Origin of the sequence: Muribacter muris, assembly GCF_004569585.1 — a bacterium.
Lineage (GTDB): Bacteria > Pseudomonadota > Gammaproteobacteria > Enterobacterales > Pasteurellaceae > Muribacter > Muribacter muris.
This window is the reverse complement of the sequence record NZ_SPPA01000004.1, coordinates 40,481-60,577: the sequence shown is the minus strand read 5'-3', so window position 1 is coordinate 60,577 and position 20,097 is coordinate 40,481. Positions and strand designations below refer to the sequence as shown.

18 protein-coding genes, 3 tRNA genes, 1 pseudogene and 1 riboswitch are annotated in these 20,097 nt (G+C 47.0%); of the genes and pseudogenes, 13 read left to right on the top strand and 9 right to left on the bottom strand.

Features of this window, described 5'->3' with window-relative positions; all coding sequences use genetic code 11:
• Positions 1 to 23: 23 nt before the first annotated feature.
• The 4 genes from glgB to efeO all read right to left on the bottom strand — a co-directional run bounded on the left by glgB (position 24) and on the right by efeO (position 6,255).
• Positions 24 to 2,273, bottom strand: coding sequence for a 1,4-alpha-glucan branching protein GlgB (glgB, locus tag E4T80_RS02670; RefSeq protein WP_135054701.1), 2,250 nt, complete (start codon positions 2,271 to 2,273; stop codon positions 24 to 26).
• Positions 2,274 to 2,568: 295 nt separating this feature from the next.
• Positions 2,569 to 4,278: an FTR1 family iron permease gene (locus E4T80_RS02665; RefSeq protein ID WP_167740683.1), complete on the bottom strand. Its 1,710-nt coding sequence runs from the start codon at positions 4,276 to 4,278 to the stop codon at positions 2,569 to 2,571.
• On the bottom strand, positions 4,241 to 5,440 hold the full coding sequence (gene efeB, locus E4T80_RS02660; protein WP_135054697.1) for an iron uptake transporter deferrochelatase/peroxidase subunit: 1,200 nt from the start codon (positions 5,438 to 5,440) through the stop codon (positions 4,241 to 4,243). Before efeB ends, E4T80_RS02665 begins: the two co-directional genes overlap by 38 nt.
• Positions 5,441 to 5,448: 8 nt before the next feature.
• Complete coding sequence (efeO, locus tag E4T80_RS02655; protein ID WP_047977633.1) at positions 5,449 to 6,255, bottom strand: iron uptake system protein EfeO; 807 nt, start codon at positions 6,253 to 6,255, stop codon at positions 5,449 to 5,451.
• Positions 6,256 to 6,453: 198 nt separating this feature from the next.
• Between efeO and E4T80_RS02650 the strand changes: the two genes are divergently transcribed.
• The 3 genes from E4T80_RS02650 to E4T80_RS12755 all read left to right on the top strand — a co-directional run bounded on the left by E4T80_RS02650 (position 6,454) and on the right by E4T80_RS12755 (position 6,925).
• Positions 6,454 to 6,529: transfer RNA gene (locus E4T80_RS02650), tRNA-Gly, on the top strand.
• Positions 6,530 to 6,542: 13 nt separating this feature from the next.
• A tRNA-Cys gene (locus E4T80_RS02645) sits at positions 6,543 to 6,616 on the top strand.
• Positions 6,617 to 6,778: 162 nt separating this feature from the next.
• Positions 6,779 to 6,925, top strand: coding sequence for a hypothetical protein (locus E4T80_RS12755; protein ID WP_167740681.1), 147 nt, complete (start codon positions 6,779 to 6,781; stop codon positions 6,923 to 6,925).
• 194 nt (positions 6,926 to 7,119) lie between these two features.
• Here E4T80_RS12755 and E4T80_RS02640 read toward each other — a convergent pair whose 3' ends face one another.
• Positions 7,120 to 7,371, bottom strand: a complete 252-nt coding sequence (locus tag E4T80_RS02640; RefSeq protein WP_135054695.1) for a hypothetical protein — start codon at positions 7,369 to 7,371, stop codon at positions 7,120 to 7,122.
• A gap of 83 nt (positions 7,372 to 7,454) precedes the next feature.
• On the opposite strand from E4T80_RS02640, the gene E4T80_RS02635 reads away from it, so the two are divergent.
• Positions 7,455 to 7,742 carry a hypothetical protein gene (locus tag E4T80_RS02635; RefSeq protein WP_135054693.1) on the top strand — a complete coding sequence of 96 codons (288 nt, stop codon included), beginning with the start codon at positions 7,455 to 7,457 and terminating at the stop codon, positions 7,740 to 7,742.
• Between the two features lie 10 nt (positions 7,743 to 7,752).
• A pseudogene (locus E4T80_RS02630) lies at positions 7,753 to 8,750 on the top strand (tyrosine-type recombinase/integrase).
• A 187-nt stretch (positions 8,751 to 8,937) separates the two neighbouring features.
• On the opposite strand, the gene E4T80_RS02625 reads toward E4T80_RS02630, so the two are convergent.
• The 4 genes from E4T80_RS02625 to mepA form a co-directional block, all read right to left on the bottom strand.
• Positions 8,938 to 9,023 (bottom strand) — tRNA-Leu (locus E4T80_RS02625).
• A 15-nt stretch (positions 9,024 to 9,038) separates the two neighbouring features.
• A complete protein-coding gene (secG, locus tag E4T80_RS02620; RefSeq protein WP_135054691.1) occupies positions 9,039 to 9,365 on the bottom strand; it encodes a preprotein translocase subunit SecG in 327 nt (108 codons plus the stop codon).
• A 123-nt stretch (positions 9,366 to 9,488) separates the two neighbouring features.
• The gene (locus E4T80_RS02615; protein WP_135054689.1) at positions 9,489 to 11,408 is read right to left on the bottom strand and encodes a DNA topoisomerase III; all 1,920 of its coding nucleotides are present in this window, start codon (positions 11,406 to 11,408) and stop codon (positions 9,489 to 9,491) included.
• Positions 11,409 to 11,451: 43 nt separating this feature from the next.
• On the bottom strand, positions 11,452 to 12,276 hold the full coding sequence (gene mepA, locus E4T80_RS02610) for a penicillin-insensitive murein endopeptidase (protein WP_135054687.1): 825 nt from the start codon (positions 12,274 to 12,276) through the stop codon (positions 11,452 to 11,454).
• Between the two features lie 292 nt (positions 12,277 to 12,568).
• Positions 12,569 to 12,700: riboswitch (molybdenum cofactor riboswitch) on the top strand.
• On the opposite strand from mepA, the gene moaA reads away from it, so the two are divergent.
• The 8 genes from moaA (at position 12,689) to mglA (ending at position 20,091) form a co-directional block, all read left to right on the top strand.
• A complete protein-coding gene (gene moaA / locus E4T80_RS02605; RefSeq protein WP_135054685.1) occupies positions 12,689 to 13,711 on the top strand; it encodes a GTP 3',8-cyclase MoaA in 1,023 nt (340 codons plus the stop codon). It overlaps the preceding riboswitch by 12 nt.
• A gap of 99 nt (positions 13,712 to 13,810) precedes the next feature.
• Positions 13,811 to 14,299, top strand: coding sequence for a cyclic pyranopterin monophosphate synthase MoaC (gene moaC, locus E4T80_RS02600; RefSeq protein ID WP_135054683.1), 489 nt, complete (start codon positions 13,811 to 13,813; stop codon positions 14,297 to 14,299).
• Entirely contained in the window at positions 14,296 to 14,541 is a 246-nt protein-coding gene (gene moaD / locus E4T80_RS02595) for a molybdopterin synthase sulfur carrier subunit (RefSeq protein WP_047977917.1), read from the top strand. Before moaC ends, moaD begins: the two co-directional genes overlap by 4 nt.
• Positions 14,542 to 15,006: a molybdopterin synthase catalytic subunit MoaE gene (gene moaE / locus E4T80_RS02590; RefSeq protein WP_135054681.1), complete on the top strand. Its 465-nt coding sequence runs from the start codon at positions 14,542 to 14,544 to the stop codon at positions 15,004 to 15,006.
• 18 nt (positions 15,007 to 15,024) lie between these two features.
• Complete coding sequence (gene ybeY / locus E4T80_RS02585; RefSeq protein WP_135054679.1) at positions 15,025 to 15,507, top strand: rRNA maturation RNase YbeY; 483 nt, start codon at positions 15,025 to 15,027, stop codon at positions 15,505 to 15,507.
• A gap of 11 nt (positions 15,508 to 15,518) precedes the next feature.
• Positions 15,519 to 17,375: a GNAT family N-acetyltransferase gene (locus E4T80_RS02580; RefSeq protein ID WP_135054677.1), complete on the top strand. Its 1,857-nt coding sequence runs from the start codon at positions 15,519 to 15,521 to the stop codon at positions 17,373 to 17,375.
• A gap of 138 nt (positions 17,376 to 17,513) precedes the next feature.
• Positions 17,514 to 18,506, top strand: a complete 993-nt coding sequence (mglB, locus tag E4T80_RS02575; protein ID WP_135054675.1) for a galactose/glucose ABC transporter substrate-binding protein MglB — start codon at positions 17,514 to 17,516, stop codon at positions 18,504 to 18,506.
• 67 nt (positions 18,507 to 18,573) lie between these two features.
• The gene (gene mglA / locus E4T80_RS02570) at positions 18,574 to 20,091 is read left to right on the top strand and encodes a galactose/methyl galactoside ABC transporter ATP-binding protein MglA (RefSeq protein ID WP_135054673.1); all 1,518 of its coding nucleotides are present in this window, start codon (positions 18,574 to 18,576) and stop codon (positions 20,089 to 20,091) included.
• Positions 20,092 to 20,097: the final 6 nt, after the last annotated feature.

Genomic DNA, 20,097 nt, shown 5'->3' with positions numbered 1-20,097 from the left:
CTAGCCGCTTGCACTCGCCAAATTTAGCGCTTTTTCTTTTTTACTTTTTTGTGTAGCGGTTTAGCCGCCTTCTCTTTGACTAAAAAGAGCGTTGACAGGGGCGGTAGCGTTAGGCTGATGGAATAAGGTTTCGACTTGTGTTCAACCGCTTCACTTTTAATCAGCCCGAAATTCCCGACATTGCTGCCCATATATTGATTGGCATCGGAGTTAAGTTCTTCTCGGTAAGTTGCCGCTTGATTAACGCCGATGCGGTAATTTTCCCGCACAATCGGGGTGAAATTACTCACCACAATCAGACTTGAGCCGTCTTTAGCCCGCCGTTCAAACGCAAACACCGAATGATCAGCATCGTCCACCACCAGCCACTCAAAGCCTTGCGGATCATAGTCTAATTGATAGAGCGCTGCCGTTTGGGTATATAAACGGTTGAGATCACGCACCCAATTCAGCATACCCTTGTGCCAGCCGCCGTGGTTGTCGTCCAACAAGAACCAATCTAAACTTTCTTGGAAATTCCACTCCCGCCCTTGGGCAAATTCATTGCCCATAAAGAGTAATTTTTTGCCCGGATAGCCCCACATATAGCCGTAGTAAGCACGCAGGTTGGCAAATTGTTGCCAACAATCCCCCGGCATTTTGCCGAGCATTGAGCCTTTACCGTGCACGACTTCATCGTGGGAGAGCGGTAACATAAATTTCTCGCTATATTGATACATCATTCCGAACGTCATCAAATCGTGATGATATTTGCGGTGAGCGGGATCTTTTTGCATATAGCGTAGCGTGTCGTTCATCCAGCCCATATTCCATTTGTAATCAAAACCCAAGCCGTTTTGCTCGGTGGAATGGGTTACGCCGGCAAATGAGGTGGATTCTTCGGCAATGGTTGCACCGCTTCGACTCTCTTTGGCGAGCATATCGTTAGTGGCACGTAAAAAGGCGATTGCTTCCAAATTTTCCCGCCCGCCGTAGCAGTTGGGAATCCATTCGCCGTCTTTGCGGGAGTAATCACGGTAGATCATTGAGGCGACCGCATCGACTCTAAGGGCGTCAATCCCAAAGCGTTCGACCCAATACAGCGCATTGCCCGTCAAGTAGTTACGCACTTCGTTACGACCGTAGTTGTAAATGAGCGTGTTCCAATCTTGATGATAGCCCTCTTTCGGATCTTCGTGTTCATAGAGATGTGTGCCGTCAAATTTACCCAAGCCGTGTTCGTCTGTCGGGAAATGTCCGACCACCCAGTCTAAAATAACGTTGATCCCTGCTTCGTGTGCTTTACGGATGAGAGTGCGTAGCCCCTCCGGCGAACCGAAACGGCTGGTCGGCGCATAAATGCCGGTGGGTTGGTAGCCCCACGAGCCGTCAAACGGAAATTCGGAAATCGGTAGCAATTCAATGTGGGTAAAGCCCATTTCTTTAACATAAGGAATCAGCTCATCGGCGATCTCTTCGTAGCTAAGCCAATAATTATTCTCAAGATTTCGCCGCCACGACCCCAAATGGACTTCATAAATTGAAATCGGTTGATCGGGATCATTCGCTCTGCGGTGTTGCTCATCGACTTCGACAATCGCAGGCAAACCGCTGGCAACCGAGGCGGTATCCGGACGGAATTGGGCGGCGAAAGCGTAGGGATCGGATTTCAAACGGATTTGCCCGTTTTTGTCCAAAATTTCAAATTTATACAATGTGCCGGCTTTGGCATTCGGCATAAAAATATCCCAAATGCCGCTGCTGTGATGAAAACGCATCGGGTGGCGGCGACCGTCCCAAAAGTTGAAATCGCCGACAATCGACACGCGCTGAGCATTCGGTGCCCATAGGCTAAAATGGATACCGCCTACTTCGTTTTGGGTAACGAGATGCGCACCCAGTTTTTCATAGGGGCGGATATGCGTGCCTTCAGCAAGCAGCCAATTATCTAATTCGGTAATCGTCGATTGGAAGCGGTAAGGATCTTCAATATCTATTTCAGTATGGGCGTAACGGACTAACAAGCGGTAAGATAAATCGGTTTTTTTACCGGATAATTCGGCACAGAAAAAGCCACGATCGTCAATAAGCTGCATTGCTGAGAGAGGGTGAGCGAGGGGATCAATCACGGTAACCTGTAAGGCTTCGGGGAGATAAGCTCGGATAATCACACCGTCAGAGCTTTGGTGAATCCCTAAATAGGCAAAGGGATCTCGACAAGTGCCTTGAGCGAGTTGATCAATAAATGCTCTCTCTTGCTCTGTTGCCAACGGTTTGGGGGCAGGATTTTTCATACGCTCTCCTTGGCTGTTTTGACATCGTTTTTTAGCACGCTTAATAATATTTGTTCAGACTGTATCAAAAATAAATTTACAAAACAACTCTAAATTTTGATATAAATCATAATAAATAGGCTTAAAAAATAAATGATTTAAAATCAAAATGTTAATTTTATTTCACGTATTTATTTTTTATAAAAAAATATTTACAGCAACGAATAAGGAATAAAAAGAAGGTAATTTAATGTAAAACGAAAGGGAAAATAAAGCGAATAACCGGACGGTTACTCGCTTCGAGAAAGCAAGCGGTTTAATGCTTAAAACATTTTGCAATCACAGGGATCAGTAGCAAATACACCAGTTGCGCAATAATGCCTTGCCAAGAGCTGTAAAAACCGATGAACGGGATAGCCGGCAGGTCGATGATGACGCTGGTCGGCAGGACTTGGGTCAGTTGCAAAGCGTGGATACTGACGCCAAGAATTTTGAAGCCGAGCAGATAAATAAGTAAGGTCATCACTTTAAACAGGTGATGGATTGGCAGACGGGCGGCTGAACGCTGCATTATCCACGCCAATATTGTCAATAGTACTAAGGCTAACGCAATGCCGGCTAATAAATCCTGCGTATCGATTAATGGCAACATTCCGGCGTAGAACAATAAGGTTTCCGCCCCCTCCCGAAAGACCGAGAGAAAACTCAATGAGAGCATTGAAAATAGGCTGCCGGTCGCTAGCGCTTTATGGATATGCTTTTCGACAAAACGTTTCCAGCCTTGCATTGAGGCTTTGCTATGCAGCCACGCACCGACAATTAACATCATTGCCACAGCGATGATCCCGACAATGCCTTCTAAAATTTCACGGTTTTTGCCGGCAGAGATAGCAGGGAAAAATTGCTGTAATGCCACCGCCCCTGCCACACTTGCCATTAGCCCTAGACCTGCACCGGCATAAACCCAACGTTTTGCAGTCGGTTGTTTGGCAAGGTTGAGGGTGGTGAGCAATGCCATAATAATGAGCAGGGCTTCTACGCCCTCCCGTAATAAGACCAGCATTGCGTCAAGCATATTATAGCCGGCATCAAGTGCTAGGGCGTTCAGATCCTGTATCAGTTGTTGAAAGGCGGCAAGGTTTTCTGGCGCATCGCCTTTGGCTAAGATGAGTGGCAAATCGCTTTCGACACGGCGGTATAAATTGCCGTTGCGGGTGCTGACTTCGCCCTCAAAAATCGGCCACTGCTGAATGAAAAGGGTAATATCCGCCTTGGCTTGCTCGTGTTGCGATTGGCTGAGAGCTTGATAACTTCGCTCAAGCAGACGAATGCCGTCTTGTAAGGTCTGCGGCGCATTATCGGCGAACGATTGTGGTTGTATTACTTTGCCGGCATTGAAATCCGCTAAGGCACTCGCGAGAGCGTCCGCCTGTTTCGCCATTTCTTCAAATTGCACCGGCTCGGACAGCATTGCGATACGCAGCAAAGTCATTGCCGTTTCAATTTGCCCGTAATGTCCAAGGCTGGTTTCTCTCACCACTTTTTCATTGACCGCCCAAGTAGTGTTGAAGCGTTTATAAGCGGTTTGAACGGCGGCTAAATCCTGCGATTGCACCGCATCTTTGAGGGCGTGATACACGGGCATTACCCGCTTGGCGAATTGTTGGCGTTTTTGGCGGTAATCGACCGGATTTTGCTCTTTTTCAAAGGTGTAGAGTGCTTTGGCAAGTTGCTCCAAGCGTGCAAGCTCAGGCTGCTGTTTTGCCGATTTTAAGGCGGAACTGACCGCTTGCCCTGCTTGAGATTGATGGTTCGGTAACGCTTCAAATTCTTGCTGTAATGCGGCGAGATACGGCTCGGCACTTGCAGCCTCCCCGTTTTTGACTTGTGCCATTGCGTCCGACAGATGCACAAAGAGTGAGCCGGTTTCCACTTTGGCATAAGCACAAACGCTCAGCACGAGGCTGAGCGTCATCACTGCAACTAGGCTAAATCGCATCAAATAATGCTTTGCCCAAATAATCATTGTCATCTTTTACTCCCGCAAAACAAGCGAATAGCCCGCTGCCGATATGGGTAATATATTCATTCATTTTGTCGATATTGCCTAAGCGGTTTTGAATGGCGATAAATTGTGCCGGATCTTTTTGATAGGAAATAAACAGTAACCCCGCATCAAATTGACCGGTTTTCGGATCAACACCGCTGGCATAGGAAAAGGAACGGCGTAAGATTTTCGGCCCTGCCTTTTTGGCTAAGTGTAGATGAGAAATATCGGCAATTTCAAGTTCACCCTTTTCGTCTTTCCGCTCTAGATCGACAGGGTCAAACTCCTGTTTTGCGCCAATCGGTGCGCCGGAATCACGATAACGCCCGAAAGTTTCCTGCTGACCGTCTAAATTGGTACGATCCCACGTTTCGAGGTGCATTTGGATACGGCGGGCGACAAGAAACGACCCGCCTTTCAGCCAGCCATTACCTTGATACCATACGGTTTGAGCCAATTCTTCCCCCTGCGGATTACCTGTGCCGTCTTTAAAACCGAACAGGTTGCGGGGAGTATCGTTGCCTTCAAAAGAGTTAAAACCCGACTGACTCCAACGCATTGTAACGTTAGCACGGGCAATTCGGACTAAGTTACGCACGGCGTGGAATGCCACCTGCGGATCATCGGCACAGGCTTGGATACAAATATCGCCGCCGGTGTAGGCTTCCCGCAGTTGATCACGAGGAAAGTGCGGAAGCGGTGCAAGCATTGCAGGCCGTAAGCGGGCGATATTCAGCTTATCGAAAAATGAGGGACTCACGCCGAAAGTTAGGGTTAAATTTGCCGGATTTAAACTGTCCGCCTCGCCGGTATCTACCGGCGGCACAAACGGATTTGTGCCGTAGGCTTTAACATTTTGACCCGCAGTTAATTTGGCACTGTATTGTGTCCAAGTTTGGAACATTTGCTGAATGTCGCTAAGGTCGGTTGTGTGCAGATCTAACACCATAAAGTAGATATGATGTTGAGCGGGTGTGGTAATCCCCTGTTGATGTGTGCCGAAAAAAGGGTAAACGGCTTGGATTTTAACGGCAGTGCGTGGTTCTAAAGCAGTTGCAGTGCCGGCAAGCACGCCGGCACCGACAAAGGTTGCTTTTTTGAGAAAATCACGCCGACCGAATTGAAACGGTGATTTGCTCATAACGATCCTTATTTTTCGAGTAATACACCCATTTGTGCCAACGGTTCGCCTAATTTGTTTACCGCTTCGGCTAAGGCTTTAATGTCTGCGGCGGATAATTTATCGTAACTCACATAATCATAGCCTTGTTTTGCTTGATTATGTTTATCTAAGAGGGCATTCACTTCGGCAAAACGAGTCGCAATTTGTTGGGAAAGTTTGGCATCTTTCTGCTCTAACTGCGGTTTAAAAATTGCATAGATTTTTTCCGCTCCTTCAATATTGGCTTTGAAATCATAGAGATCGGTTTTAGAGAAAATCTCCTCTTCGCCGGTAACTTTGGTTGTGGAAACTTCATTAAGCAGATCCACCGCACCGGTTACCATCAATTCCGGCGTTACGTCTGCCGTTGGGATTTTGGCACGCAATTCTTTGACATCTTTCAATAATTGATCGGCAATTGCTTCTGTTCCTTTCGTCGTATTTTGCTCCCAAAGGATTTTTTCGATTTTGTGGAAACCAGACCAATCAGCCTCATTTTTACCGTCTTCGGCTAAATCGGCAAGGCGGGCATCAATACGGGGATCTAAATCGCCAAAACTTTCGGCGATCGGCTCAGAACGCTCAAAATACATTCTGGCAAGCGGGTAGATTTGCTTCGCTTTTTGCAAATCGCCCGATTTCAAATGCCCGACAAACGTTTCAGTGCTACTAACTAATTGATCGATTTGTTCAACCACAAATTGTTTATAGCTGGCGGTTTCTTTTGATAAATCGGCAGCAAAACTTGAGGCGGAAAAAAGTAATAGCGAGAGAGTAAGAGATGTTAAGCGCATAGATGCTCCTTTAGGTAAGTAATAAGATTTATTCTCAATAAGATTAAATTTTTTCCGTATATTTATCAATAAAATTTACGCAAAAATCGACAATCCGCACTTTTTTTCAGCATCTAAATTAAATCTGTGAAATAAAGGTTTGACAGAGAAGTAAATTTTCGTAGAATACGCATCGTCTTCACGACATACAACTCAAATGCGGGAATAGCTCAGTTGGTAGAGCACGACCTTGCCAAGGTCGGGGTCGCGAGTTCGAACCTCGTTTCCCGCTCCATTATCTCATCAACGGCGTGTTAGCAAAGCGGTTATGCACTGGATTGCAAATCCATGTAGCTCGGTTCGACTCCGGGACACGCCTCCATCATTTAATCCGAACCAGTCCGAACTAATCCAAAAATCTCTTAAAAATCTAGTAATTTCAATACTTTTGAGTAAAATAACTACCCGATACAGTCCGAAATAATCCTATTTAATCCAAAATTTTTGGTGGGTGTTTTTGTGGGTGTGTTTAAGGAGTTATGAAATGCCAAAAATAATTAAGCCTTTAACGGCGACAGAAGTGAAAAATGCTAAGCCTGAGGATAGTCCGTTACAAGATGGTTATGGTTTATCGTTAATCATTACTGAGTATTCAAAGCGTTGGAGTTTTCTATATAGTTCATATTGGTAAAATAAACTATAAGTTATCAGTTGATGTTCTGTTGCCTGTCTATAAAAAAGTACACCTCCGTAATTATAATAGTTCAACTTTTCCTTAGTCGATTAGCCCAAAGAGCCGCCACCTCGCACAAGGCGGTATAGCCAAAATTGACAGCCTGATATTCGTATCAGGCTTTTATTTTGACGCACCACCTCAAACCGTTATCAGCCGTGTCGGTGCACCCTTGTATAGGCAGGCGGATTGATAGCTGATAATCGGAGCGGCTCTTCCAACACCAAAATCTGCAGGTAACCTTGCGACTGGCACAGGCTTTCCATTTCAATTACCGCCAGATAGCTGTCCATTAAAATGTAACCTGCCAATTCGCCGCACAAAAAACGAATCGGCTTGCCGATTTTCTCCGATACTTTCTTATCCGTTCGCCACGGCCGCAATGTACCACTGGATAAATCCACATCTTCCGCTACCTGTGCTATAGCTTGATGCAGGTTTCATGGCGAGCGACGTGGCGCGATACCGCTGAATTGGGTCAGTTTAAGTGAAGGCATATTTTCTCCATAAAAAAACTGCCTATCTTTCGACAAGCGGTCGAGTTTTGCTTTTTTTGCTATTGTCTTGGTATAACATTCGGCTATGGGAAATTCAAGATATTGCCGACTATTGTGGCTTTTCTTATCATCATACTTATTCCCATATTATTTCTGATCCACGTTTTCCTGCTTCTGTTGATATTAGAGGTAAAGGCAGAAACAGAGCTAAAAAACTTTATTTTAAAAAAGATGTTATTGAGTTTTTTGCAACGCATAAGCAAAAAAAGGTTATTTAAGAGGGAATATATGGCAACTATCGCAAAACGTGGAGATAGATGGCGGGTTCAAATTAGTAAAAACGGCATTAGAAAATCTGCCACCTTCTCAACTAAAACGGAAGCTACCCGTTGGGCAATGTCTATTGAAAGTCAAATTGAAGCTGGTGAATACAGTGCCGTACCAAAAATGACGTTTGCTGAGTTGATCGATAAATATATTGAGGAAGTTACCGTTCACAAGGGCGGCGCAAGGGAAGAACCTTACGTTTAAATCGCATTGCTAAAACTCCAATAGGGGCTGTTCTACTTGAGGATTTATCGAAAAAAGACTTTGAAAAATGACAAGCTCAACGATTAACAGAAGTCAGTGTATTAAGTGTATTGCGTGAACGTGTGAGCTTATCGGCCATAATAACACAAGCGATTAAATGGGAATTTCTGAAAAGCAATCCGCTTTCTCTCGTCGATAAACCCAAAGAACCGCCACCCCGCACAAGGCGGTATAGCCGAGCTGAAATTGACAGCCTGATATTCGTATCAGGCTTTTCTTTTGACGCACCGCCTCAAACCGTTATCAGCCGTGTCGGCGCATCACTCCTCTTTGCAATTGAAACCGCAATGCGTGCCGGTGAAATTTGTCAGTTGAAGTGGGACGATGTGAATTTGGAAAACGCCACCGCATTTCTGCCGAAAACCAAAAACGGCTTCGCCCGAACCGTACCGCTTTCTTCTTTTGCGATCCAAATTCTCAAACACCTTTTGTTGGTGAAAAGTGAGAAAGACCCGACCGTTTTTCAAATCAAGTCTGCCACCCACGATACGGTTTTTCGCAAAATGAAAGATCTTGCCGGCTTAGGCAATGAAGATTTGCACTTCCACGACTCCCGCCGAGAAGCCCTTTCCCGCCTTGCAAAAAAAGTTGATGTAATGACCTTGGCAAAAATCAGCGGACACCGAGACATCAAAATTTTACTCAACACATACTACGCTCCCGATATGGCAGACATAGCAAAATCGATTGGTTAAATTGGCGTTATTTTGGCGTTATTAAATCCCAAATGAAACAAAATAAAACCCAAAAATACTGAATTGTAACCATTTAACTAGATAAACGATCAATGGTTATCTATCTAGGTAAAATTCAGCGAAGCCTTGTGGCACAAGGGATTTCAATAATAAAAAAGCCTAGTCGTTAAAACTAGGCTTTTATGTTTGGTGCTCTGGGCGAGACTCGAACTCGCACATCCTCTGGACACTACCCCCTCAAGATAGCGTGTCTACCAATTCCACCACCAGAGCGTTAAATTCTAAATTTTATTGCGGTATATCGTTATTTTCTGTTTTAGTCGGTACAGCTTGTTTCTGCTCGACTTGGCTTAAATCGTCAAATTGACTTTTCGGTGCGATATTATGTGCATTTAGGTTGCCGATTACAAGACTAACACCGAAGAAAATAATGGCTAAAATTGCCGTTGTTCTTGATAAGAAATTGGCTGAACCGGCTGAGCCAAATACTGTTCCCGCTGCACCTGCACCAAATGATGCCCCTGCATCTGCACCTTTGCCCTGTTGCAATAAAATGAAACCGATAAGCAAAATCGCAACGAGAAGATAAACGATTGTAAGTACGTTAATTAACATTCTTTTCTCTTAATTCTGTCAAAATAAAATTCCGCTTGCGGCGGAATTTGTTTCGATGGCATGCATCATATCGGGTTCGAGATGGCGTTGCAAGCGGAATTTGACAGTTTTCACCTGTTCGATTTATTTTTCGACACTTTGGCTTTTTTTCGCCTTAAACGACCGCTTGTTTCCTTTTGCAAGCGGTTGGATTTGAGCTAATTTTTGCAAAATTTGCCGTTGAGGTGAAATCAGCAGAGCCGGTAAATCCCGAACTAAATGGTGCATAAACTGCTGATAGCTCGCTTGCTTTTTGCTAATATCCGTTAATTGCATTTCCCAATGTGCCGTCATATCGGGTTGTGTCGCAATATCCGGCAGGGCTTGGATTAAAGTTCTGCCCGCTTCGGTGCTGTGGATATTTCGCCCTTTTTTAATCAGAAATCCCCGCTTAAATAAAAGCTCGATAATGCTTGCCCGCGTTGCTTCCGTCCCTAATCCGTCCGTTTCCCGCAAGACTTTTTTCAGTTGTTTATCCTGTACAAAACGGGCGATACCGGTCATCGCCGAGAGTAGTGTCGCATCGGTAAAATGGCGGGGCGGCTGTGTTTTTTTGCTGACAATTTCCCCCTTTTCACAGTGTAACCGCTGCCCTTTTTTCACCACCGGCAATAACGGCTCGGCGATTTCATCACTATCTTCCTTACCTAATAAAGCTTTCCAGCCGGCAACAATCAAATTGCGGGCTTGTGCCACGAACTGCCCGCCGGCAATCACCAGCGAGATTTTGCTTTTACGATACTCGGCATCAGGGCAAAATTGCAATAAATATTGGCGAGCGATAAGCCGATAGATGCGTGTTTCATTCTCGGTTAATTTAATCTGCCCTTGCCGTGCAGTCGGAATAATAGCGTGGTGAGCTTCAACTTTACTGTCGTTCCAACAACGGTTTTTACGATTAGGATCAACCACCGCTGGCTTTTCGGCATATTCGGTCAAATGGTGGGCAATTGCCGCCATTACCTTCAACCTCTCATCGTAATGCTCTTTCGGCAAATAGCGGTTGTCGGAACGGGGATAAGTAATCAACTTGTGGGTTTCATACAGTTTTTGGCAAATATCCAGCACCGCTTGTGCCGACAGACCGTAACGGCGTGCCGCATCAATTTGCAATGCGGATAGGGAATAAGGCAAAGGGGCGGTTTCCGTTTCCATTTTATCTTGATAATCCGCCACGTCTGCCGGTTGATTGGTAATCCGCTTGACGACATTTTCCGCTAAGGCACGGGAAAGTACCCGACCTTCGTCATCTTGATAATCTTCGCAGGCTTTACTCGGCTGCCACTGTGCCTGAAAGCGCTCTTGCGTTTCCGGTACGAAAATATGGGCAAGCACTTCAAAATAATCCTTAGGCACAAAATGTTCGATCTCTAAATCTCGGCGGACGATTAAGCCCAAAATCGGGGTTTGCACCCGTCCGACCGACAGTACCCCCTGATAGCCTGCCGACTGCCCTTGCAAGGTGTAAGCGCGGGTCATATTGATACCGTATAGCCAATCCGCCCTCGCTCTTGCCAGTGCGGAGGTCGCAAGCGGGACGAAATCGCGATTAAATTGCAATTTTTCAATCGCTTTACGCACCGCATTCGGATTGAGATCGCTGATTAAGCAGCGTTGAATCTGTGCCTTTTGCTCGCCAGATAGATGTAGATAGCCAAACACTTCATCAACCAACAGTTGTCCTTCACGATCAGGGTCGCCGGCGTGAACCAAAACGGAGGCTTGTTTAATCAGTTTCTCGACCACCTTGAACTGCTTGAGCGTCTCTTTTTTCGGGATCAACTTCCACTGTTGCGGCACAATCGGCAAATGTTCCATTCGCCATTGTTTAAAGCGGGCATCATAAGCGTCCGGCTCGGCTTGCTCCAGCAAATGCCCGATACACCAGGTTACCGTATTTCCTTCGCCGCACTGAATAAAGCCGTCCCCCCGTGTATGAGGTTTCGGCAGCACATCGGCAATCGCTCGCCCTAAACTGGGTTTTTCGGCAATAAATAGACGCATAATAAGTACGATGATACGTGGCGTTGCCGCCACGTTATGTGGATTATAACCCTTGAGACGATAAGATCATTTGGCAAAGCTGCGGCGGTTGCGGGATCACTTTCGCTTTAGGCTTACCGGACGGTTTTGCCGGTTCAAACCACGAATAGAGCTCTGCACCGCAACCATCGCCCGCCGGTACAGGTGCTTGATTTTCGCAATTTGTCGCATCCGCAGGGCAAGTTAAACGGACGTGAAAATGTGCATCGTGCGCATACCACGGGCGGATTTTGCGTAACCATTCCCGATCCGCCCCTGCCGATTGGCACAATTTCACCTTAATTGCCGGATTGACGAAAATGCGATCCACCCGACCATCGGACGCCGCTAATTTCAATAATTTAGTGTGATGTGCAGTCCATAGCCGTTCGTTTACCACATTTGCCGCGTGATCGACCATTACCGTTGCCAACCCTGCCGGATTACGTGCGGTGGCATCGTCCATCGGCCCGAAACGCAACCAAATATCCGCATCCAAGCCGGTTTGGTGGCTAGCGTGCCCGGAGGAAAAACGCCCGCCCGCCGGCATTCCCATATCACCGATTAAAATTGGCGGAATCCCTTCCGCTTTGGCATTTTTGGCTAACTGTTGCAAATAGCTCAACAATTGCGGATGACCGTAATAACGATTTTTCACCGAGCGGATCACCTGATAGCCTTCGCCCTTTAATGCCAACGGTTGTGCACCGATAATACAACCGTTGCTATAACCGCCGATTGACTGCGCTTTGCCGGCAATCGGCTTAGTGATTTTTTCCCACTGGCTTGTGAAGCCGTTTGCCGATAACGCCAGTAAGCCGCCCAATAAAAGTGTATTGACAAATTTCATTTGCTTTCCTCAATCGCTGAAAGTATCACGCTATTCTAATTTAAGCCCGCTTGAAATGCAAAACAGCGGTTCATCGCACCTTGCCTAATCCGATTTTGAGCACTAAAATAGACACTATTTTCCGGTATTATGTCGCAAATGCACAAAAATAGACATTGTAACAGAATGTAGGGACACACTGCGTGTGTCCTTTCTAAAAATCAAGTTATTTTAATAGGTTAAAATCCGGACACACGCAGTGTGTCCCTACAGACGAATAAAAAACAACTTTGTGCAACGGCTACATAATATTGCTATTTTCCGACTCCGAGCCTGTTTTCCTAAGTCGTCAGATATGGAAACTGTACCTGTAACACTGTTACACAGGGATTGCCGAGAAATGGGCCGTCCTCTCCCTTTAGAAAGGTGTCAAATGCAAAGTATCCCGATTAAATCTCTCGACGCAGAGCTGCTTTCTGCGTTGATTGACCGTTTTCAACGGCAATACGTCTATTTGCGGCTATCGATTACCGATGTCTGCAATTTTCGTTGCAACTATTGCCTGCCGAACGGTTATCAACGCCCTGCCGATCGCCCGCATTTTCTCCGATTGGATGAAATTCAACGCCTTGTGCGTACTTTTGCTCATCTCGGCACACAAAAAATCCGCTTAACCGGTGGCGAACCCACGTTACGCAAAGATTTTCTTGACATTGCCAGCCACATCGCCCACACCGCCGGCATTCAGCAACTTGCCTTAACCACCAACGGCTATCGAATGCAACGGGACGTACCGCTGTGGCAGCAGGCGGGCATTACCCATTTAAACGTGAGCGTGGACAGCCTCGATCCCCGCCAATTCCACCAAATTACCGGCGAAAACAAACTGCACGCCGTGTTAGCCGGCATTGATCGGGCGTTTGAAATCGGCTACCGCAAAGTCAAAGTCAATGCGGTGCTGATGAAGCAATATACTGCTCATAGTTTGAACGGTTTTCTGGCTTGGATCAAACATCGCCCGATCCAAATGCGTTTTATTGAGCTGATGCAAACGGGGGAAATGGATCACTTTTTTCAACGGCAGCATCTGTCAGGGCAAGCGATTTTAGATCGACTCTTGCAAGAGGGGTGGCAATTACAGCCTAGAGCGGTCTCGGACGGGCCGGCAAAAGTATTGGCACACCCCGACTATCAAGGGGAAATCGGGCTGATTATGCCCTATGCGAAGCAGTTTTGTGCCGATTGCAACCGCCTGCGTGTTTCTGCCAATGGCAAGTTGCATTTATGCTTATTCGGAGAAGAGGGCGTTGATCTTCGGGATCTACTCCAATCGGACGCCCAACGCCCCCAGCTTGAAGCCCGTTTAAAGTCTGCGCTACAAACAAAACGAGCCCATCATTATTTACATTTAGGCGACAGCGGCATTCGTAACCACCTCGCCTCGATTGGTGGCTGACAAGCGGTCGGAAGGCACGCATTTTTGACAAATACGATTTTGCAAGAAATCCCCCCTATCGCACCGCTTGCAAACGGACAATATAAGGTTTAAACGACAATGACAACATTTACCCATATCAACCAACAGGGCGAAGCCAATATGGTGGACGTTTCCCACAAGCCCGACAGCGTGCGGGAAGCCCGTGCCGAAGCCTTAATTTCAATGAACCAAACCTCGCTGGAAATGATCTTATCCGGCAATCATCACAAAGGCGATGTCTTTGCTACCGCCCGCATTGCCGGCATTCAAGCCGCCAAAAAAACGTGGGAACTCATTCCGCTCTGCCACCCGTTATTGCTTTCAAAAGTGGAAATTCAGCTTGAAGTTCTGCCGCACAGCAATCAAGTCAGAATTGAATCCCTGTGCAAACTGAGCGGCAAAACAGGGGTGGAAATGGAAGCCCTTACCGCCGCCAGCGTTGCCGCCCTTACAATCTACGATATGTGCAAAGCGGTACAAAAAGATATGGTGATTGAACACGTTAGATTACTGCACAAAAGCGGCGGCAAATCCGGCGATTTTGTGGCAAACACGGAGCTAAAATGATTAAAGTCTTATTTTTCGCCCAAACCCGTGAGCTGATCGGCATCGATCAGCTTGAATTGGCGGCAGATGTCGAAACCGCCGAGCAACTCCGCCAACAACTGAGCGAGCGGGGCAAAAACTGGGCATTGGCGCTCACCGAGGGCAAATTATTAGTGGCGATCAACCAAACAATTTCGCCGCTCAACACCCCGATTAAAGACGGTGATGAAATCGCCTTTTTTCCGCCGGTAACAGGGGGTTAAATGCAACAAACCCTTATCCAAGTGCAAGCCGAACCCTTCGACCAAAACCGCATTTACCGCTGGTTGAGCGAACACCACTCGGTCGGCGCAACCACGCTGTTTATCGGCAAAGTGCGGGAAATGAACTTGGGCGACAGCGTATCCGGACTGTATTTGGAGCACTACCCCGCAATGACGGAAAAAGCCCTGCGGGAGATTGTCGAACACGCCCGCAGCCGTTGGACATTACAGCGGGTCGCCGTCATTCATCGCATCGGTCAACTCACGACCGGCGATGAAATTGTATTGGTCGGGGTCAGCAGCGCTCACCGTGGCGATGCCTACGCCGCCAATGAATTGATAATGGACTATTTGAAAACCCAAGCGCCCTTTTGGAAACGGGAGCAAACGCCGCAGGGCGAACGCTGGATTGAAGGGCGGGAAAGCGATCAAATCGCCGCTCAAAAATGGCAACAAGCGGGCTAATTTCAGGAATTTTTTGCAATGACACTCTATATCGATTTACAACTTGCCTGCGAAAATCAGGATAACCTTCCCACTGCTGCCCAATTTGAGCAGTGGGTCAATCAAGCCCTTGCCCTTGAAGCAGGCACGCCCGATTATCCCGACACGGAAATCACCGTCCGCCTTGTGGACGAAGCGGAAAGCCAAATGCTCAATGCGACTTACCGTAGCAAACATAAGCCGACCAACGTGCTCTCTTTCCCCTTTGAAATGCCGACAGGGATCGAGCTGCCACTATTGGGCGATTTGGTGATTTGTCGCCAAGTGGTCGAGCGTGAGGCGGTTGAGCAAAACAAACCCCTTGAGGCACACTGGGCACACCTTGCCGTACACGGCACATTGCATCTGCTCGGCTACGATCACTTAACTGATGAGGAAGCTGAAGAAATGGAAAGCCTCGAAACCCGCATTATGCAACGTTTGGGCTTTGACGATCCCTATTTAGCGGAAAAAATCGCCTAAGGCATTCTCTAATGCGGAAATTGGTGATCCTAACCCGATTGGATGGTAGCAGCCTGCCAAACGGCGTGCCGTATTTAGCCGCACAAACGGCGGATCACCTGCCGCCGCTCATTCCGTTTAGTAATGCCAAAACGTTACTGGGACAGGAATTTCCCTGTGCCGTTTATGATATGCGAACAGCGCAAGGGGTCTGTTTAAACTTAGACGCATTGGCGATTGTTGCCGGCACAATTCAACGGGGCGGCACGCTCTACCTGCTCTGCCCCGCTTGGCACGAACTTGAACAGCAGATTGATGATGACAGCCGCCGCTGGCACGCAGGAGAGCCGATAGCCACACCGCTTTTTTACCGCTATTTCAAAGGATTGGTTGAAGCCTTTGGTTTTGCGATTGAAACAAGCGGACGGATCAACCAAGATTTTTGCAATAGTCCCGCCACGCCGATTGAGCATCTCACCCCTGAACAGCAGATCATTTTCGACAGCCTACCGCTCCTCTCGGCGCATCTGCATTTTATCACCGCCCCACGAGGGCGGGGGAAATCCACCCTTGCCGGTAAATTGGCACACCACCTGTCGCACACTCATTCCGTCATTATCACGGCTCGCAGCCACGCGGCACTGCCTAATTTTTGGCGACAGCTTGACCAACAAGGGCTGACCTTTTTTGCGCCGGATAAACTGATTCAACTGATCGCAGCACAGCAGATTTCCCCGCAACAATGGTTATTTATTGATGAAGCCGCCAGCCTGCCGTTACCTCAACTCCGCCGCTTTTGCGATTATTTTGACAAAGTAGTTCTAACCAGTACCACGCATAATTACGAAGGCACAGGGCGGGGCTTTCCGCAAAAACTCCTGCCCCAGCTTCAACGCCCGACACACCATTGGACGCTCAACCAGCCGCTACGTTGGGATCAAAATGATCCGCTGGAAACCTTTATTCATCAACTGTTGCTGCTTGAGCCGCCCGTTGCAAGCGGTCGCTTTGGAGCGGAAATTTGCAACAAGCTCGCCTTTTATCAACTGCTGGCAGATGCCCATTACAAAACTACCCCGACCGATCTCCGCCGTTTATTTGATGCCCCCGATCAGCAATTTTATACTATTTCTGACACTGAAAAGACGGTTGCGGCGGCGTGGGCGATACCAGAGGGGCATTTAGACTCATCTCTCAGCCATGCTATTTGGCGGGGCGAACGCCGCCCACACGGCAATTTAGTTGCCCAATATCTTTGCTTTCAGGGCAATCTTACCCTTGCCTGTCGCCTACGTTCCCTGCGGATTTCCCGTCTGGCGGTGCAGCCGACACAACAACGGCGGGGCTACGGCAAGCGGTTAGTTTCGCAGATTATCTCGCAAATCGATCCGCTTGTGGATTTTGTCTCGGTCAGTTTTGGGCTGAATGAAGGGCTATTGCATTTTTGGCAGCAGTGCGGATTCCAGTTGGTGCAGATCACGCCCACCGTTGAGGCAAGCAGCGGCTGCCATAGTGCGATGATGCTGTTGCCCCTGTCGGAGCAAGGCAAACAGTTTACGCAGCAAGCCACCGAACAATTTGAGCGGGATTTCCCGCTTCTGCCGTTTTCGGCGGCTTTGCAACAATTCGCACTCAACCGACCGCTTGCCGAGGCTCAACCGCTCACGGAAGCCGATTGGCAAAATCTCGCCGGTTTTGCCTTTGCCCAACGGACTTTCAGTGCCTGCTACGCAGCATTGTACCGCCTTGCCGCCCACTTCCCCGCCGCCCAAACGTTACTTTCCCCTTACCTTGAACGCCGTCAATATCAGCTTCACAAAGCGGAACAAACCGCTCTCCGCCACCGTTTAGGCGATTTTCTTCTTTCAATTAATGTCAAGCAGAATTGAAAAATGTGAGTAAGATCACATTCTTTTTTAATATTTTGGAGTATTATTTCAGTCAATATATAGCTCGTTTTAGAACAGCGTTTAGGCTGTATGCGGTAATAAAACGTTCTCTCTTTGACAATACCATAGGAGTCCAGTATGAAAAAAACCGTTTTAAGTTCTCTTGTTTTAGCTCTCGGATTAGGTGCGATTGCAACTTCCAGTCAAGCGGCAAACCGTGTCGGCGTAACTATTTATAAATATGACGACAATTTTATGTCGCTAATGCGTAAAGAGATTGAAAAAGAAGCCAAGCAGTATAAAGACATTGATTTACTGATGAACGATTCGCAAAATGCGCAATCCATTCAAAACGATCAGGTCGATGTGTTGATCTCCAAAGGCGTGAAATCATTAGCGATTAACTTGGTCGATCCGTCTGCTGCCCCAACCATTATCGGCAAGGCAAAATCGGAAAATATTCCGGTGATTTTCTTTAATAAAGATCCGGGTGAAAAAGCAATCCAAAGCTACGAACATACCTATTATGTCGGCACTAACCCGCAAGAATCCGGCGTTATTCAGGGGGATTTAATTGCGAAACAGTGGAAAGCTAATCCGGCACTTGATTTGAACAAAGACGGTAAAATTCAATATGTTTTACTTAAAGGCGAACCGGGACACCCTGATGCCGAAGCCCGCACTAAATATGTGATCGAGCAATTAAACAGCTTAGGTATTCCGACAGAAGAACTCTTTATCGACACCGGAATGTGGGACGCTGCTTTGGCAAAAGATAAAACGGATGCGTGGTTATCCAGCTCGAAAGCCAAAGATATTGAAGTCATCATCGCCAATAATGACGGTATGGCTATGGGCGCATTAGAAGCCACTAAAGCACACGGCAAAAAATTGCCGATTTTCGGGGTTGATGCCCTGCCTGAAGCCTTGCAGCTTATCAAAAAAGGCGAGTTAGCAGGCACAGTTTTAAATGACGGCGTTACCCAAGGGAAAGCGATTGTGCAAATGTCCGACAATTTAGCCAAAGGCAAACCGGCAACCGAAGGCACGCAATGGATCTTAAAAGATCGCATTGTGCGGATTCCGTATGTTGGCATTGATGCGGATAATTTAGCCGAATTTTTAAAATAATGATCATACATCATTAAACGATTAAGGGGGAGGTGGTTGGCTTTCCCCTTATTGATCTGAGGTAAATATGGCAACAGACATACAACCAAACCGCCAAATTTTGCTGAAAATGTCGAATGTGAGTAAATCATTCCCCGGCGTGAAAGCGTTGGATAATGCCAATCTCACCGTCAAATCCCATTCCGTTCACGCTTTAATGGGCGAAAACGGCGCGGGCAAATCGACACTACTGAAATGCTTATTTGGCATTTATGCAAAAGATGAGGGCGATATTCTCTTTCTAGGCAAGCCGATCAACTTCAAAACCTCGAAAGAAGCGTTGGAAAACGGCATTTCAATGGTGCATCAAGAGCTAAATCTCGTCCGCCAACGCAGCGTGATGGACAATCTCTGGCTAGGGCGCTATCCGCTAAAAGGCGTTTTTGTCGATCACCGCAAAATGTATCAAGACACAAAAGCGATTTTTGATGAGCTGGATATTCAGATCGACCCGAAAGAAAAAGTCGCCAACTTGTCCGTTTCGCAAATGCAGATGATCGAGATCGCCAAAGCCTTCTCTTACAACGCCAAAATTGTGATTATGGACGAACCGACCTCCTCTCTCTCGGAAAAAGAGGTCGAGCATCTGTTCAAAATCATTGAAAAGCTGAAAAGCCGTGGCTGCGGGATCATCTATATTTCGCACAAAATGGACGAAATTTTCAAAATTTGCGATGAAATCACTATTTTACGGGACGGTAAATGGATTAACACACTACCGGTCAAAGATTGCACGATGGACAGTATCGTGGCAATGATGGTCGGGCGTGAGCTGACCCAACGCTTCCCGCCTAAAACCAATCAGCCGAAAGAGGTGATCTTAGAAATCGAGCATCTCACTGCACTCAACCAACCGTCCATTCAAGATGTCAGTTTGACATTGCGTAAAGGCGAAATTCTCGGCATTGCCGGTTTGGTCGGTGCAAAACGCACTGATATTGTTGAAACGATTTTCGGCGTACGAGAACGCCGAAGCGGAACGGTGAAGCTGTACGGCAAGGAAATGGCAAACAAAACCGCTCTAGATGCCATCAATAACGGTTTTGCATTAGTTACCGAAGAACGCCGCTCCACCGGCATTTATGCCAACCTAAGCATTGAATTTAACTCATTGATTTCCAATATGAAATCCTATATCGGCTCGCTTGGATTACTCAGTAACCTCAAAATGAAAAGCGATACCCAATGGGTAATTGATGCAATGAATGTGAAAACGCCCTCCCACAAAACCACGATCGGCTCGCTTTCCGGCGGTAATCAGCAAAAAGTGATTATCGGGCGTTGGCTACTCACCCAACCGGAAATCTTAATGTTGGACGAGCCGACCAGAGGCATTGATATTGGGGCGAAATATGAAATTTATCAACTGATTATGCAACTGGCGCAAAAAGACAAAGGCATTATTATGATCTCCTCAGAAATGCCTGAACTGTTGGGGGTAACCGACCGCATTTTAGTGATGAGCAACGGCAAAGTTGCCGGCATTGTCGAAACCAAACAGACCTCACAGGAAGAAATCTTACAGCTAGCCGCCAAATATTTATAGAAGGAA